This is a genomic window from Pseudomonas sp. GXM4, from assembly GCF_008923895.1.
GTDB lineage: Bacteria > Pseudomonadota > Gammaproteobacteria > Pseudomonadales > Pseudomonadaceae > Aquipseudomonas > Aquipseudomonas atacamensis.
Genome location: NZ_WBRZ01000126.1, coordinates 1 through 16027, shown reverse-complemented (window position 1 = coordinate 16027; position 16027 = coordinate 1). Strand labels below are relative to the sequence as shown.

Here is a 16027-nt window from a genome sequence, read left to right as displayed (position 1 = left end):
AGCTGATCTTCATGCTTTTCAAGGCCTGAGTTCGGCCCGGTATTTCAGGTCGGTGTAGCTCGCAAGAACAACGCGGTCAGTCCCCTCTCCCTTTGGGAGAGGGTTAGGGTGAGGGGCTTTTAATTGCTGATGGCGAGGATGCTCGCCTGATACGCGCCGACAAACACATCGAAATCGCCGACTTCGTTCTGCTCAAGCTCGGTCTGCTGCGCCAGCGACGCGCGCGCCAGTTCTTCAAACTTCGCTTGCTCGTCAGCCGCCAGCGGCTCGCTGCGGAAGAACTCGGCATGGGCCTGGCTCTGGCGCAGGGAGAACTGCGCAAAGCTTTCCTTGTGCTCGGCCATGGCCGCCAGCACCTGCGCCGATGGCGTCAGCGACGGGTCGTTGACCTTGGCCAGTTGCGCATCCAGGGCCTTGCTGTGGGCATCGCCGCCGACGCTCTGGTCGAGCATCGCCGCCAGCGGAGCAATCTGTTCCAGCAGTTCGGCCGCCCATTGCTTCATCTCGACCGGCTGACCGTCACGCTGCAATTGCAGGCCCGGACGGCGACCTTCCTTGACCACGCTGAGGAAGTTCGAGGTGGCGTTGCCGCACGAAGTGTTGGTCAGCAGCGGGCTGTCGTTCAGCGCGCAGTACAGCAGGAAGGCGTCGATGAAGCGCGATTCGGTGAGGTCGATGCCCATCGGCAGGAACGGGTTGATGTCCAGGCAGCGCACTTCGACGTACTGAATGCCGCGCGCCATCAGCGCCTGGATCGGCCGCTCGCCGGTGTAGGTCACGCGTTTCGGGCGGATGTTGGAGTAGTACTCGTTTTCGATCTGCAGGATGTTGGTGTTGAGCTGCACCCACTCGCCATCCTTGTGCGTACCGACTTCAACATACGGCGCATACGGCGTGGCCACGGCTTCGCGCAGGCTGTCGGTATAGCTCGCCAGATCGTTGTAACACGGTGTCAGGCCGGCCTGGGCGTTGCTCTGATAACCGAGATCGCTCATGCGCAGGCTGGTCGCGTACGGCAGATACAGCGTGTCCGGGTCGAGCTGTTCGAGCTGATGCGAACGCCCGCGCAGGAAACCGGCGTCCAGCGCCGGCGAGGCACCGAACAGGTACATCAGCAGCCAGCTGTAGCGACGGAAGTTGCGGATCAGCGCGATGTAGGACACCGACTGGAAATCGCGATCGGTGCCGACGAAACCTTCGGCCTCGCGCAGCAATGGCCAGAGTTGTTCCGGCAGGGAAAAGTTGTAGTGAATACCGGCAATGCACTGCATGGTCTTGCCGTAACGCAGGGCCAGGCCCTTGCGATAGACGTACTTGAGCTGACCGATGTTGGAGGTGCCGTAATAGGCAATCGGGATGTCTTCCTCGGCCGGCAGCGGGCACGGCATCGATGGACTCCACAGGTACTCGTTGCCGAGTTTGCTGTAGGCAAAACGATGAATCTTGTCCAGGCTCGCCAGCGTGTCGGCCGGATCCGGCAGGGCAGGCGTGATGAATTCCAGCAGCGACTCGGAGTAGTCGGTGGTGATCTGTTCGTTGGTCAGCGCGGAACCCAGGGCTTCGGGGTGCGGCGTTTGCGCCAGGCGACCTTCACTGGTCACGCGCAGGCATTCACGTTCGATACCGTGCAGGCACTGCTTGAGCAGAGAGAGGTTAGCGCGCTCGCCAAGCAGAGCCAGGCGGCGGTTGAGAAGTTCGCTCAATTTGGATTCCTTCACGCGTCAGTCGCCCCAATATGGGGGTGGGCAGGACGGTCTACAAGGGTGAAGTTGAAACTGGCGTTATCGCCTGGTTTTTCGGGCCTGTCAGCCCCCGTTGAATCGCCAACTTCATTCCCTGAATCTGGCGGATGCACGCGAACTGTGGGAGCGAGCTTGCTCGCGAAGGCGGAGTGTCAGGCGACTTGAGGCTGACTGAAATGCCCTCTTCGCGAGCAAGCTCGCTCCCACAGAAAAGCTCGACGCTGCGATCACAGCGCCGAAATTAACTCAAAATGATGAGCAACATCTACAGGACAGCGAAGGTGCCTTGCGCTTTTGCGACCAGTTTGTCGCCCTGCATCACCTCGGCTTCGACCACCAGCGTGCGCCGGCCCGGGTGGATCACCCGCGCCGTGCACAGCACCTCGCCCTCGGAAACGGCGCGGATGTAGTTGATCTTGCATTCGATGGTCGCGCTCTGCTGATCGAAGCCATGGCTGCTGGAGCAGGCCAGGCCCATGGCAATGTCGACCAGGCTGAACAGCGCGCCGCCGTGCAGTTTGCCGCCACGGTTGCGCAGTTCGGGCTCAAGCGCCAGGGCGACTTGCGCCACCCCGGTTTCGAGACTGTGCAGGCGACAGCCCAACAGCTTGAAAAACGCGCTCTCGACGAGCCCGGCCGGCATGTCCATCAGCGTTTCTTCAACTGCTTGGCGTTGGCGAACAGCGAGGCCATCGCATTGTTCACCGGCGCGGCGGTGGCGGTTTCCTTGCGCGGCGCGTTGCCCGAAGACTGGCGCGGTGCCGAGCCCGGACGCGAGCCACGGGCGCCATCGATTTTCTCGCCGGGAGTGTCACTCATGCGCATCGACAGGCCGACGCGTTTGCGCGGAATGTCGACTTCCATGACCTTCACTTTCACCACGTCACCGGCCTTTACCGCTTCGCGCGGGTCCTTGATGAACTTCTCCGACAGCGCCGAGATGTGCACCAGACCATCCTGATGCACGCCGATGTCGACGAACGCACCGAACGCCGTCACGTTGGTCACCACGCCTTCAAGGATCATCCCCAGTTGCAGATCCTTGAGGTCCTCGACGCCTTCCTGGAACTCGGCGGTCTTGAACTCCGGGCGCGGATCGCGACCGGGTTTTTCCAGTTCTTGCAGGATGTCGGTGACGGTCGGCAGACCGAAGGTTTCGTCGGTAAATTTCTTCGGATCCAGTCGCTTTAGGAAAGCGGCATCGCCGATCAGCGAGCGAATGTCGCGGTCGGTTTCAGCGGCAATGCGCTGCACCAGCGGATAGGCTTCCGGGTGCACCGCCGACGAATCCAGCGGGTTGTCGCCGTTCATCACGCGCAAGAAGCCGGCGGCCTGTTCGAAGGTTTTTTCGCCCAGTCGCGCAACTTTCTTCAGCGCTGCACGGGTCTTGAACGCGCCGTGTTCGTCACGGTGAGCGACGATGTTCTGCGCCAGCGTTGCGTTGAGGCCGGAGATCCGCGCCAGCAATGCCACGGAGGCGGTGTTCACATCCACGCCCACGGCGTTCACGCAATCCTCGACCACGGCATCCAGGCCACGCGCCAGTTTCAGCTGCGAGACGTCGTGCTGGTACTGGCCGACACCGATGGATTTCGGATCGATCTTCACCAGCTCGGCCAGCGGATCCTGCAGGCGACGGGCGATCGACACGGCGCCGCGGATCGACACGTCCAGATCCGGGAATTCCTTGGCCGCCAGTTCCGAGGCCGAGTACACCGAGGCGCCGGCTTCGGACACCATGACCTTGGTCATTTTCATCGCTGGATATTTTTTGATCAGCTCGATCGCCAGCTTGTCGGTCTCGCGGCTGGCAGTGCCGTTACCGATGGCGATCAGGTCCACCGAGTGCTTGGCGCACAGCGCGGCAAGAATGGCGATGGTTTGATCCCATTTGTTGTGCGGCACGTGCGGGTAAACCGTGGCGTGGTCGAGCAGCTTGCCGGTGGAGTCGACTACGGCAACCTTGCAGCCGGTACGCAGGCCCGGGTCGAGGCCCAGGGTCGCGCGCGGGCCGGCCGGAGCGGCCAGCAGCAGGTCGTGCAGGTTGTGTGCGAACACGTTGATCGCTTCGGTTTCGGCACCGTCGCGCAACTCGCCGAGCAGGTCGGTTTCCAGGTGGGTGTAGAGCTTGACCTTCCAGGTCCAGCGCACCACTTCACCGAGCCATTTGTCCGCCGGGCGGTTCTGGTTCTGGATGCCGAACTGCTGGCCGATCATGCCTTCGCACGGGTGCATCGTGCCGGGCAGCTCATCGCCGACTTTCAGAGCGGAGCTGAGAATGCCTTCGTTGCGGCCACGGAAAATGGCGAGGGCGCGGTGCGACGGCATGCTTTTCAGCGGCTCGTCGTGTTCGAAATAATCACGGAACTTGGCGCCTTCCTCTTCCTTGCCAGCGATGACGCGGGCACTGAGGATCGCTTCCTGTTTGAGGAAATTACGCAGTTTTTCCAACAGGCTGGCGTCTTCGGCGAAGCGCTCCATGAGGATGTACTTGGCGCCTTCCAGCGCAGCCTTTACATCGGCCACGCCTTTTTCGGCGTCGACGAAGCGCGCGGCTTCGGTTTCCGGCGACAGGTTCGGGTCGTTGAACAAGCCGTCGGCCAGTTCGCCGAGGCCGGCTTCGAGGGCGATCTGGCCCTTGGTGCGGCGCTTCTGCTTGTACGGCAGGTACAAGTCTTCGAGACGGGTCTTGGTGTCGGCGAGCTTGATGTCGCGCTCAAGGGCAGGGGTGAGTTTGCCTTGCTCCTCGATGCTGGCGAGGATGCTGATGCGCCGTTCGTCGAGTTCTCGCAGGTAGCGCAGGCGCTCTTCCAGATGACGCAACTGGGTGTCATCGAGGCTGCCGGTGACTTCTTTCCGGTAACGGGCGATAAAGGGAACGGTAGAACCTTCATCGAGTAGCGCGACGGCCGCTTCGACCTGTTGTGGGCGTACGCCGAGTTCCTCGGCGATGCGGCTGTTGATGCTGTCCATAAAACCACCTGACATAGTATGAAAGCAGGCTCGCAGGCACGCAGATAATGGCCTGGAGGCTGATTGAGCGGCTGGAAAATTGCCGCTGCCTGGATCAAGAAGCTGCCCATTGACCCGTGAAATCGAACAGTTACTGCACAGGGCCGGAAAAAATACCGGCCACTTACGGTAACGATTCAGACGTTGCCTGGCGCAAAACGCCGCGCATTATAACCAGCGTTCTGTCATTCGGGGGCGTTGCAGGCTGTAGGCATAAACCCCGGTTTTCTGGCAGTGAAGGAAAAATCTGCTAACAATGCACACGGTGCGTATAACGACAGCTACGCCATAATGCGCGCCGAGCTAAAAGGAGCATCCAATGAGCAGCACTGCACAAACGGCTGAAGGCGAAAAAATTCTTATCGTTGATGACGATCCGGGGCTGAGCAGCCTGCTGGAGCGTTTCTTCGTCAGCAAGGGCTACCGTGCCCGTACCGTTCCGAACACCGAGCAGATGGACCGTCTGCTGGCGCGTGAAGTGTTCAATCTGGTCGTTCTCGACCTGATGCTGCCGGGCGAAGACGGCCTGACCGCGTGCCGCCGTCTGCGCAGCGCGAATAACCAGATTCCGATCATCATGCTCACCGCCAAGGGCGATGAGCTGAGCCGTATCAAGGGCCTTGAACTGGGCGCCGACGATTACCTGGCCAAGCCGTTCAACCCCGACGAGCTGATGGCGCGGGTCAAAGCGGTGTTGCGCCGTCAGGCCGCACCGGTGCCGGGCGCACCGGGCAGTGAGGACGAAAACGTCACCTTCGGTGATTACGTGTTGTCGCTGGCGACCCGCGAGCTCAAGCGTGGCGATGAAGTGCACATGCTCACCACCGGTGAGTTCGCGGTACTCAAGGCGCTGGTGATGAACGCGCGTCAGCCGCTGACCCGCGACAAGCTGATGAACCTCGCCCGTGGTCGTGAATGGGATGCGCTGGAGCGTTCCATCGACGTGCAGATCTCGCGTCTGCGCCGGATGATCGAACCCGATCCGTCGAAACCGCGCTACATCCAGACCGTCTGGGGCGTGGGTTACGTGTTCGTACCGGATGGCACCGCCACCAAGTGATCGGTGATTTGTAGGAGCGGGTCTGCAAGGCTCTGGTCGCACGGCCATTGCCACAGACTCGCAATCCGCAATATGCGAGCATTGCTCGCTCCTGCAAGTGTGTAGCGGTTAAAGATGAAAACCCCCGTCTGGTTCCCCCAAAGTTTTTTCTCCCGCACCCTCTGGCTGGTGCTGATCGTCGTGCTGTTTTCCAAGGCGCTGACCCTGGTTTATCTGTTGATGAACGAGGACGTGCTGGTGGATCGCCAATACAGCCATGGCGTCGCTCTGACGCTGCGCGCCTATTGGGCCGCCGACGAAGAGAACCGCGCAAAAATTGCCGATGCCGCGACCCTGATTCGTGTGGTCGGCGCCGGTGTGCCGGAAGGCGAGCAGCACTGGCCGTACAGCGAAATCTACCAACGTCAGATGCAGGCGGAACTGGGTGCCGACACCGAGGTGCGTTTGCGCATGCACTCGCCGCCGGCACTGTGGGTGAGGGCGCCGAGTCTGGGCGATGGCTGGCTGAAAGTGCCGTTGTATCCGCATCCGCTGCGCGGCCAGAAAATCTGGAACGTGCTCGGCTGGTTCCTCGCCATCGGCCTGTTGTCGACGGCATCGGCATGGATCTTCGTCAGCCAGCTCAACCAGCCGTTGAAGCGCCTGGTGTATGCCGCGCGGCAACTCGGCCAGGGCCGCAGCGTGCGTTTGCCGATCAGCGACACGCCGAGCGAAATGACCGAGGTTTATCGCGCCTTCAACCAGATGGCCGAGGACGTCGAACAGGCCGGGCGTGAGCGCGAGCTGATGCTGGCGGGGGTTTCTCACGACTTGCGTACACCGCTGACGCGCTTGCGCCTGTCGCTGGAACTGATGGGCGATCACACCGACCTTACCGACGACATGGTCCGCGACATCGAAGACATGGACGCGATTCTCGACCAGTTCCTCGCGTTCATCCGCGATGGTCGTGATGAGTCAGTGGAGGAGGTCGACCTCAGCGATCTGGTGCGCGAAGTCGCCGCGCCGTACAACCAGAACGAAGAGAAAGTGCGCCTGCGCCTGGAACCGATCCAGCCGTTTCCGCTGCGTCGAGTGTCGATGAAACGCCTGCTCAACAACCTGATCGGCAACGCCTTGAACCATGCCGGCACCGGTGTTGAGGTCGCGGCTTATGTGTCCGGAGATACCAGCGCGCCGTATGTGGTTCTGAGCGTGATGGACCGTGGCGCGGGGATTGATCCGTCCGAGCTTGAGGCAATCTTCAATCCGTTTACCCGAGGTGATCGGGCTCGCGGTGGCAAAGGCACCGGGCTGGGGCTGGCGATCGTGAAAAGGATTGCGGCGATGCATGGCGGCAATGTCGAATTGCGCAACCGCTCCGGGGGGGGACTGGAGGCGCGGGTGAGATTGCCGTTGGGATTGATGTTGCCGAGAGATGCGGTGTAACGGCGGAAAAAAAGATCGCAGCCTGCGGCAGCTCCTACACGAAATGCATTCCCCTGTAAGAGCTGCCGAAGGCTGCGATCTTTTGCTTTTAACCTTTGCCCTTGGTGCGAGTCATATTCGGCCCGCCATTCTTTTCCAGATGCTCGATGATGATCCCGGCGACATTCTTGCCAGTGGTGGTTTCGATGCCTTCCAGTCCCGGTGACGAATTCACTTCCATCACCAGCGGACCGTGATTGGAGCGCAGGATATCCACACCCGCCACCGCCAGGCCCATGACCTTGGCAGCGCGTAACGCGGTCATGCGTTCTTCCGGGGTGATCTTGATCAGGCTGGCGCTGCCGCCGCGATGCAGGTTGGAACGAAACTCCCCCGGTTTGGCCTGGCGCTTCATTGCGGCGATCACCTTGTCGCCGACCACGAAGCAGCGGATATCCGCGCCGCCGGCTTCCTTGATGTATTCCTGAACCATGATGTTCTGCTTCAGGCCCATGAACGCTTCGATCACCGACTCTGCCGCCGTCGCGGTTTCGCACAGCACCACGCCGATGCCCTGAGTGCCTTCCAGTACCTTGATCACCAGCGGTGCGCCGTTGACCATGGCGATCAGGTCGGGGATGTCGTCCGGCGAGTGTGCAAAACCGGTGACCGGCAGACCGATGCCGCGCCGCGACAGCAGCTGCAGTGAACGCAATTTGTCCCGCGAACGGGCAATGGCCACCGACTCGTTGAGCGGGAACACGCCCATCATTTCGAACTGACGCAACACCGCGCAGCCGTAGAACGTCACCGACGCGCCGATCCGCGGGATCACCGCGTCGAAACCTTCCAGCGGTTTGCCGCGGTAATGGATCTGCGGCTTGTGGCTGGCAATGTTCATGTAGGCGCGCAAGGTGTCGATCACCACCATTTCATGCCCGCGCTCGATTCCGGCTTCGACCAGACGGCGGGTGGAATACAGACGCGGATTACGCGACAGCACAGCGATCTTCATGCAACACCTGTGGAGGAGGTAGATACCGGGAACACCGGCTTGTCTTGTACATACTTGATGCCCGGATTGACCACCAACTGGCCATCGATCAGGGCTTTGGAACCGAGCAACAGGCGATAGCGCATGGACTTGCGGCAGGCCAGGGTGAACTCCACCGGCCAGACCCGATCACCCAGGGCCAGCGTGGTGCTGATCACATAGCGCACTTGCGCATGGCCGTTGGAGCTCTTGATGGTTTTGCGCGTGACCAGTGGCGCTTCGCAGCGCCGGTGACGCAACTGCACCACGGTGCCGAGATGCGCGGTAAAGCGCACCCATTTCTCGCCGTCGCGTTCGAACGGTTCGATATCGGTGGCGTGCAGGCTGGAGGTGCTGGCGCCGGTGTCGATTTTTGCGCGCAGGCCCGCGACTCCCAGGCCCGGGAGCGCCACCCACTCGCGCAGACCGACAACGGTCAAATGATCAAATGTCTTCAAAGAAAAAAACCAAGGGTTAACGCTTCCAGGCCTCGTCCGGCACCTGGGCCAACGCTTTGAATGCAGGTCTGGCGAACCAGTAGCCCTGCATCAGGAATATTCCACAGTCCGCGAGGAAATCCCGTTCTCCGGCGCTTTCTATGCCTTCGGCAATGACTGTAACGTCCAACTCCGTACACATTGTGACAATCCCCCGTACGATCACCTGACGGACACGGTCCTGGTCAACATCGCGGATCAGCGCCATGTCGAGTTTGATCAGGTCCGGTTGGAAATCAGCCAGCAGATTGAGCCCCGAATAACCGGCACCGAAATCGTCGATGGCGGTCTTGAAGCCGAATTCGCGGTATTCACGCAGAATATTGGTCAAATGGCGATAATTATCTACGTGCTCGATTTCCAGGGTTTCGAAAATCAGTCGGTCGATCGGAAAGTTGTGTTTGCGTGCGGCCTCCAGTGTGCTGCGAATGCACAGCTCTGGACGGTAGACGGCGTTGGGCAAAAAGTTGATCGACAAGTGTGTCTGCATATTAAGGCTCGCCGCGCCTTCGATGGCGCGGGTCCGGCAGAGCTGGTCGAAACGGTAGCGGTTGTCTTCTGTAACCTGATTTAACACCGACAGTGCACCTTCCCCGGCCACGCCTCGCACCAGCGCTTCGTGGGCAAACACCGATTGGTCGCGCAGGTCGACGATCGGCTGGTAGGCGAAGGCAAAATCGAAATCCAGCGGTTCGCTTTGCTGGCAGCCCTGGCAACCGCCCCTGGGTGAGGTCAACGAAGTTGGAAATTTAGTCACGCGGTCACTCCAGGCCGGTCGGGCGGCGAAGATCACAGTCTATCTGGAGGGCCGAGTTCTTGCGCCCGACAGAAACGGTAGTACAGTTCCGACTACTGGCTGAGCGAGGAATTCATATGGGACAGAAGCAGGAGGAGGACGACAAGGTCCGTCTCGATAAATGGCTATGGGCAGCGCGTTTCTACAAGACCCGTGCATTGGCCAAAGCCGCCATTGAAAGTGGCAAGGTGCATTGCCGCGGCGAGCGTTGCAAACCGGGCAAGGAGCCGCGCATCGGTGATGAGTTCGAGATTCGCACTGGCTTCGAAGTGCGCACGGTGAAGGTCGAGGCATTGTCGATCGTGCGTCGTGGCGCACCCGAGGCGCAGACCTTGTATGCCGAGACCGAGGCGAGTGTCGCCAAGCGTGAAGCGGCTGCGGCAATGCGCAAGGCAGGGTCGTTGGGCGTGAGCACCGATGGCAAGCCGAGCAAGAAACAGCGGCGTGATCTGTTCAAGTTTCGCGGTAGCAGCAACGAAGATTGAAACGTTGTGCCGGCCTCTTCGCGAGCAGGCTCGCTGCCACATTTGATCAAGTCGTCTGTGGCAGCGAGCCTGCTCGCGAATCGAGTACGACGCGGTATCAGGCGCTACGCACCACACTCATCCGCGACACCATCGGCAGCCTGCCCAGCAACGCGAAAATCGGCGCGGTCAGCTTCAACCAGAGGTTCGACGCGTGCCAGGCGAACGGTGTGTAGTAACCCCAGCCCAACGCCCACACCGCCAGCAGCAAGCCGCCGATGTAGTCGTCCTGACCCCAATGCGCGCCGGCCACCAGACGCGGCAGCATGAACAACACTGCCAGACCCCATACTGTTAGAAATTGTCCGACGGTGCGGCTGAACACGCCCATGAACAATGCCCAGATCAACAGCACTGAGGCATGATCACCGGGGAAACTCTGGCCGGAACGGTCCTTCAGCTCCCAGGTTTTTTCCAGGTGCGGAAAGTAATCGCTGATGTGCACGGCGCCCTCAAGCACCATTGACGGGCTGCTGTGCTGCCAGCCCATGTGATCGGCGAATTTGGAAAACAGCGCGCGGATCACCACCATCAGCAGCAGGATCGAGAAAAAGCCGAAGAACGCGCGACGCACGTCGATCGCCCTGAAGACCCAGTCGCCCTTGATCAGCAGCGTCAGCAGAATCAGTCCGACGACGATGTCGAACGGGCGCAGACTTGCAATTGCCCAGATGTGGAGCCATATCGGGTTGCTGGCCAGCGGCGCATTCAGCGAGCGGAACAGCCACTCGTCGAAAATCACACACAGCATCTGGCCGGTAGGCCATAACCAGAAAGCCAGTAGCGCCAACGGCACTACGTTACACAGAACCAGCCGGCCGAGGTTCCACCTTGATTGGAACAAACCCGGATTGTTCATAAAATGCCTCCCATGGCGAAAAAGCGCCGGCACCAAAAAAAGTGCCAGCAAGCGCAAATTTTCACGTTTTGTAATCATTTTGTCATCACATTCAGATACCCAGACCTATGACCGACCTAGCGGATACCGATTTCACTCAACGCTTCATCTTCGATGACAGCGACACTCGCGGCGAACTGGTAGCGCTGGAGCGCAGCTACGCCGAAGTCCTCGCCAAACACCCGTACCCGGAACCTGTCGCGCAGTTGCTCGGCGAACTGATGGCGGCCGCGTCGTTGCTGGTCGGCACGCTCAAGTTCGATGGCTTGCTGATTTTGCAGGCACGCTCGGAAGGGCCGATTCCGCTGCTGATGATCGAGTGCTCCAGCGAGCGTGAGATCCGTGGCCTGGCGCGTTACAACGCCGAGCAGATCGCCGCAGACGCCACCCTCAGCGATCTGATGCCGAACGGCGTTCTGGCCCTGACCGTCGACCCGACTGTCGGCCAGCGCTATCAGGGCATTGTCGATCTCGACGGCGAAACACTGTCGGACTGTTTCACCAACTATTTCGTCATGTCGCAGCAGGTTGGCACCCGCTTCAAGCTGTTCGCCGACGGTCGTCGTGCGCGCGGCATGCTGCTGCAACAACTCCCCGCCGATCGTTTGAAAGACGAAGAGGATCGCGCCGCCAGCTGGCAGCACCTCACCGCGTTGGCCAGCACTCTGAGCGCCGATGAGCTGCTGAGCCTGGACAACGAAACCGTCCTGCATCGCCTGTACCACGAAGAACAAGTGCGCCTGTTCGATGTGCAGCATTTGCGCTTCAGTTGCAGTTGCTCGCGGGAACGCTCCGGCAATGCGCTGGTCAGTCTTGGGCTGGACGATGCGCTGGCGCTGGCCGCCGAGCAGGGCGGTAAAGTCGAGATCGATTGCCAGTTCTGCAATCAGCAGTACCTGTTCGACGCGGCCGATATTGCTCAATTGTTCGCTGGCGCGGGCGTCGATACGCCGTCAGATACCCGTCACTAAAACGGTTCAGCGCAGGTAAATTCACTGCGGAATGACGGAATATCGCCGTTACGACGGGAGGACCCTACTCTTTTTGGGCTTTTCTGGCATAATCCGGCCCACTTTTTTCGCGGTAGTAGTGCACGACTTTCTACTACAAAACGTTTGGAGCACACTCGGCCACTGGCCGACGGGGAACCTCATGACGCAAGCCAATAACGCCGTGTACACCGATCTGAGTGTTGATGATCTGGTAAAAGAAGCCCTGAATCGCGGTGAAGGCGAGCTTGCCGATACCGGCGCTCTGGTTGTTCGCACCGGTCACCGCACCGGCCGTTCGCCAGTCGACCGTTTCATCGTTGAAGAGCCTTCCACCCAGGCTGCTATCGCCTGGGGCCCGATCAACCGCAAGTTCCCGGCCGACAAGTTCGATGCCCTGTGGGCTCGCGTCGAGGCCTTCAACAACGCGCAAGAGCACTTCGTTTCCCACGTGCATGTAGGCGCGGCGGAAGATCACTACCTGGCCGTGAAAATGACCACACAGACTGCCTGGCAGAACCTGTTCGGTCGTTGCCTGTTCATCAACCCGGCCCAGTACAACCCGGCTGGCCGTGAAGAATGGCAAGTGCTCAACGTTGCCAACTTCGAGTGCGTGCCTGAGCGTGACGGCACCAACTCCGACGGTTGCGTGATCATCAACTTCGCGCAGAAGAAAGTGCTGATCGCCGGCATGCGTTACGCCGGCGAGATGAAGAAAGCCATGTTCTCGGTGCAGAACTTCCTGCTGCCGGCCGCTGACGTGCTGCCAATGCACTGCGCTGCCAACATCGGCGAAGACGGCGACGTGACCCTGTTCTTCGGTCTGTCGGGCACCGGTAAAACCACCCTGTCGGCTGACGAAAGCCGTTACCTGATCGGTGACGACGAACACGGCTGGGGCGAAGGCGTGGTGTTCAACATCGAAGGCGGTTGCTATGCCAAGTGCATCGACCTCTCCGAGAAGAACGAGCCGGTCATCTGGAAAGCCATCAAGCACGGTGCGGTGCTGGAGAACGTCGTTATCGACGACGCCAAGCACGCCGACTATGCCGATGTCAGCCTGACCCAGAACAGCCGCGCCGCCTACCCGCTGGAGCACGTTGCCAAGCGTTCCGAGAAGAACCTCGGTGGCGAGCCAAACGCGGTGATCTTCCTGACCTGCGACCTGACCGGCGTGCTGCCGCCAGTGTCGATCCTCAACGAAGAGCAAGCGGCCTACCACTTCCTGTCCGGCTACACCGCACTGGTGGGCTCGACTGAAATGGGTTCGGGCAGCGGCATCAAGTCGACCTTCTCCACCTGCTTCGGCGCACCGTTCTTCCCGCGTCCGGCTGGCGAATACGCCGAACTGCTGATCAAGCGCATCCGCGGTTTCGGCTCCAAGGTCTACCTGGTCAACACCGGCTGGACCGGCGGCGGCTACGGCGTCGGCCAACGCTTCAACATCCCGACCACCCGCGCGGTGATCGCCGCGATCCAGAGCGGCGCGCTGATCGGTGCAGCCACCGAACACCTCGACACCATCAACCTCGACGTGCCTCTGGCCGTCCCGGGCGTCGACACTAACCTGCTCAACCCACGCAACACCTGGGCTGACAAGGCTGCGTACGACGAGGCCGCCAAAGCATTGGCCGGTCTGTTCATCGAGAACTTCAAGAAGTTCGAAGTGAGCGACGCGATCAAGGCGGCTGGGCCGAAGTTGTAAGTAGTGGTTTGCAGTGAATAAAAAACCGCCCTTTGGGGCGGTTTTTTCATGGGCGAAGATTTGGGTAAGCTCATCTCAACGGCGATTCGTCACTTGCCGTGTAGCAGTATTCATTCATTTTTGGCGTGATACGGCCAGAGTAATGCCACTTAACATTACTGCAAAATGATCCTCTAGCTAAGGCCATTGCCGCCGTGCATGCATGACACGCAGCACTTCCACCCGGTCTTTTTTGATTGCGTAGACGATGACGTAGTTGGCGGCCGCAACGATTTCACGTGTTCCGAGGACCCTGCCCTTTCGGTACAAGGTTGGGCGCTGTCTTGCTATTTCCCCTTTTGATTCGAACATTTCATCGAGATCCGCAGCAGCGTCTGGGTTGTCCTGACCGATTCGATCCATTATCCGGTCACGGTCAGCAAGCGCTTCCGGGCGCCAGACCAACTTCATCAGCGCCCTCGTTGACGCAGGGCATCACGCTTGGCGGCGAATATTCGGCGAGCATCTTCATCGCTGATACTTGGCCTTGGATCATCGATGCTGATCTGCACCTGTCGCTTGAACCATTCCTCATAAGCGGCCGCTTCATGGGCTTGTTTCAATGCTTCAGAGCGATCGGGCCGGGCGTAGGTTTTCAGTTGCAACGGGTCATAACCGGAGGCATCCACGTTGAACTGGCTGATGCCCAAGCCCTGCAGATAGGTCACCAGCGTCTCCAGCTTCTTGAACAGGCGCGCCTGACCACTGCGTTGTGCTGTCAGTGCGCATTTACGGCTGCCTTGCCGAATCTCGACCGACCAGCCTCCTGGTTTCGCGACGATGATTGTGCCGCTCACAGAACCGTTTTCGACCAAGCGAAGGAGGGTGCTGTGATCGATGATTTCGGTGCTGGTCATAGATGCGAGCCCTTCGATGAGTAATGGCTCCCATCGTACGCAATCAATAGTAGTTTGCAAAATTTGACTCCTGATGTTGGATACGCCGTGTGCAGCGATGATGTTTCGTTTGTTGCTGGGCCGGGGCTTTCGGACTTGCAGCAGCTCGCAGCCGACCTGTCAGCAGGTACAGAGCGTGGGTGATGTGGGTGTCACTGACCAAAGCAGCGACACCCAGGACTATAGGTTCGCACCACCACCTCGTGATAGCCGACAAGGCATCGCGTGAAGTAGGAATGGGACGAACAGAGCGCCAGACGTTGCTACCGATTCTTCAACGCCTTTCAACGCAGATGCTGGTAACCGGAAATATCCAGCAGGCTTGTGGTCAGTCCGGTTGCAGGGCGGTAGATCGTGCCTTTGACTGCTGAAAACGGCACGCCTTTGCTGCCCAGCGAGACATAGCGCTCGCCTTTGTCCAGTTCGGTGAAATAGGTGTAGGACTGGCTGTGCATCTTCTTGTAGCGGGCTTCGTCGCTGACGATGGCGCCGGTGAGGCGGCGCAGGTCGGTATCGCTCAGGTTGAGCGTTTTGCTCAGTGGCACGCCCCAGCGCTTGAGGCAGGTTTCCGCCAGATGGCGAACGATGCGGCCGGGCTCGACCAGCGCGTTGAGGTCGCCGCTGCCGCTCGGCTCGCCGCCGAGCGCCGTGGCGTTGCCAGCAAGGGTGGCGTGGCGACCGGCCATTGGATAGATCGAAGTCCTGGTGCCGGTAGCGGTTTGCGGGATCACGCAGCTGAAGCCTTTTGAGCGCTCGTCGCGGGCATAGAAGGCGATGTATTCCTTGACGTTGGATTCGAGTTTGACGCGGTTTTCCTGGAAGTTGCCAATTCCCGGGACTGGATCAATCGCAAAGATATTCACCGGAATATGTTTGAGCGCAGGGTCCCTGGACATTGCATTGGCAAGCATATGGCAACTGATACCACCCCGGCTCCAGCCGAGCAGATTGACACGCGTCGGAATAATGCCGTCCTCGCGGAAAGTCTTGATGATCTGTTCCTGCAACTTCTGTTGCGTGATACTTCGGTCGCCATAGTTATACTGGCGCCAGAACCAGGAACCTTCCTCTTTTACATCTTCAATAGGAATGCCTGCGGCTTTCAGACGGTTATATTCTGCCTCGGTAAGTTGTTTACGTTGCCAATCGCATTTGCCTTTGATGATATTCAACGCGTGCTGCACGTTTTCATCCCAGCCTTTGCCGAACAGCGTGCCGGACAAGCCGTATTCAGAGGTCTTGGTGAACAGGTCGTCGGCTTGCAGATTGCCGCTGCCAGGGCCGTCGACGACGATCCACTCGGCAAATTCGCGTCCGCTGTGGTGTGCAGCGAGCGTAGAAACGATTTCGCCGTCCCAGAAGTTTTTATGTTTGTCATCAAATTTGTTGGAGCCGGTGCCGCAGAAAAAGATTGTTAAAGTTGTCATTT

At 59.7% G+C, this 16027-nt stretch carries 15 protein-coding genes; 5 read left to right on the top strand and 10 right to left on the bottom strand.

All coding sequences use genetic code 11. From position 1 onward, the window contains the following. Positions 1-119 precede the first annotated feature (119 nt). The 3 genes from gshA to F8N49_RS16400 form a co-directional block, all read right to left on the bottom strand. The gene (gshA, locus tag F8N49_RS16410) at positions 120-1703 is read right to left on the bottom strand and encodes a glutamate--cysteine ligase (protein ID WP_122751830.1); all 1584 of its coding nucleotides are present in this window, start codon (positions 1701-1703) and stop codon (positions 120-122) included. 304 nt (positions 1704-2007) lie between these two features. Next, a complete protein-coding gene (locus F8N49_RS16405) occupies positions 2008-2391 on the bottom strand; it encodes a PaaI family thioesterase (protein ID WP_071174065.1) in 384 nt (127 codons plus the stop codon). After that, entirely contained in the window at positions 2391-4715 is a 2325-nt protein-coding gene (locus tag F8N49_RS16400; protein ID WP_110644785.1) for a Tex family protein, read from the bottom strand. The genes F8N49_RS16405 and F8N49_RS16400 overlap by 1 nt, the downstream gene beginning before the upstream one ends. 358 nt (positions 4716-5073) lie before the next feature. Between F8N49_RS16400 and ompR the strand changes: the two genes are divergently transcribed. Together ompR and F8N49_RS16390 are read left to right on the top strand one after the other, a co-directional pair. Continuing rightward, complete coding sequence (gene ompR / locus F8N49_RS16395; RefSeq protein WP_016772186.1) at positions 5074-5814, top strand: two-component system response regulator OmpR; 741 nt, start codon at positions 5074-5076, stop codon at positions 5812-5814. Between the two features lie 114 nt (positions 5815-5928). Then, complete coding sequence (locus F8N49_RS16390; protein WP_016770645.1) at positions 5929-7242, top strand: ATP-binding protein; 1314 nt, start codon at positions 5929-5931, stop codon at positions 7240-7242. Between the two features lie 88 nt (positions 7243-7330). Here F8N49_RS16390 and rimK read toward each other — a convergent pair whose 3' ends face one another. From rimK to F8N49_RS16375, 3 genes are read right to left on the bottom strand one after another with little or no spacing between them, the layout of a single operon-like run. Then, positions 7331-8236 carry a 30S ribosomal protein S6--L-glutamate ligase gene (gene rimK, locus F8N49_RS16385; RefSeq protein WP_024011184.1) on the bottom strand — a complete coding sequence of 302 codons (906 nt, stop codon included), beginning with the start codon at positions 8234-8236 and terminating at the stop codon, positions 7331-7333. Continuing rightward, the gene (locus tag F8N49_RS16380) at positions 8233-8694 is read right to left on the bottom strand and encodes an ATP-dependent zinc protease (protein WP_172667902.1); all 462 of its coding nucleotides are present in this window, start codon (positions 8692-8694) and stop codon (positions 8233-8235) included. The genes rimK and F8N49_RS16380 overlap by 4 nt, the downstream gene beginning before the upstream one ends. Positions 8695-8728: 34 nt before the next feature. Then, positions 8729-9508 (bottom strand): EAL domain-containing protein, encoded by a 780-nt coding sequence (locus F8N49_RS16375; protein ID WP_151551916.1) that lies wholly within the window; start codon positions 9506-9508, stop codon positions 8729-8731. Positions 9509-9624: 116 nt separating this feature from the next. Here F8N49_RS16375 and F8N49_RS16370 point away from each other — a divergent pair, with 116 nt between their 5' ends. Further along, on the top strand, positions 9625-10032 hold the full coding sequence (locus tag F8N49_RS16370) for an RNA-binding S4 domain-containing protein (protein WP_122747926.1): 408 nt from the start codon (positions 9625-9627) through the stop codon (positions 10030-10032). Positions 10033-10129: 97 nt separating this feature from the next. Here the strand turns inward: F8N49_RS16370 and F8N49_RS16365 are convergent, their stop codons facing one another. Then, entirely contained in the window at positions 10130-10930 is an 801-nt protein-coding gene (locus F8N49_RS16365) for a phosphatase PAP2 family protein (RefSeq protein ID WP_122751826.1), read from the bottom strand. A 107-nt stretch (positions 10931-11037) separates the two neighbouring features. Between F8N49_RS16365 and hslO the strand changes: the two genes are divergently transcribed. After that, the gene (hslO, locus tag F8N49_RS16360) at positions 11038-11940 is read left to right on the top strand and encodes an Hsp33 family molecular chaperone HslO (RefSeq protein ID WP_073471522.1); all 903 of its coding nucleotides are present in this window, start codon (positions 11038-11040) and stop codon (positions 11938-11940) included. Positions 11941-12121: 181 nt separating this feature from the next. Continuing rightward, a complete protein-coding gene (locus F8N49_RS16355) occupies positions 12122-13663 on the top strand; it encodes a phosphoenolpyruvate carboxykinase (protein ID WP_016772179.1) in 1542 nt (513 codons plus the stop codon). 177 nt (positions 13664-13840) lie between these two features. On the opposite strand, the gene F8N49_RS16350 is transcribed toward F8N49_RS16355, so the two are convergent. From F8N49_RS16350 to F8N49_RS16340, 3 genes are all read right to left on the bottom strand, one after another. Further along, positions 13841-14113 carry a type II toxin-antitoxin system mRNA interferase toxin, RelE/StbE family gene (locus F8N49_RS16350; protein WP_073471523.1) on the bottom strand — a complete coding sequence of 91 codons (273 nt, stop codon included), beginning with the start codon at positions 14111-14113 and terminating at the stop codon, positions 13841-13843. Further along, the gene (locus F8N49_RS16345; protein WP_071174073.1) at positions 14113-14559 is read right to left on the bottom strand and encodes a hypothetical protein; all 447 of its coding nucleotides are present in this window, start codon (positions 14557-14559) and stop codon (positions 14113-14115) included. Before F8N49_RS16345 ends, F8N49_RS16350 begins: the two co-directional genes overlap by 1 nt. Before the next feature lie 323 nt (positions 14560-14882). Further along, the gene (locus F8N49_RS16340; protein ID WP_151551915.1) at positions 14883-16025 is read right to left on the bottom strand and encodes a hypothetical protein; all 1143 of its coding nucleotides are present in this window, start codon (positions 16023-16025) and stop codon (positions 14883-14885) included. Positions 16026-16027: the final 2 nt, after the last annotated feature.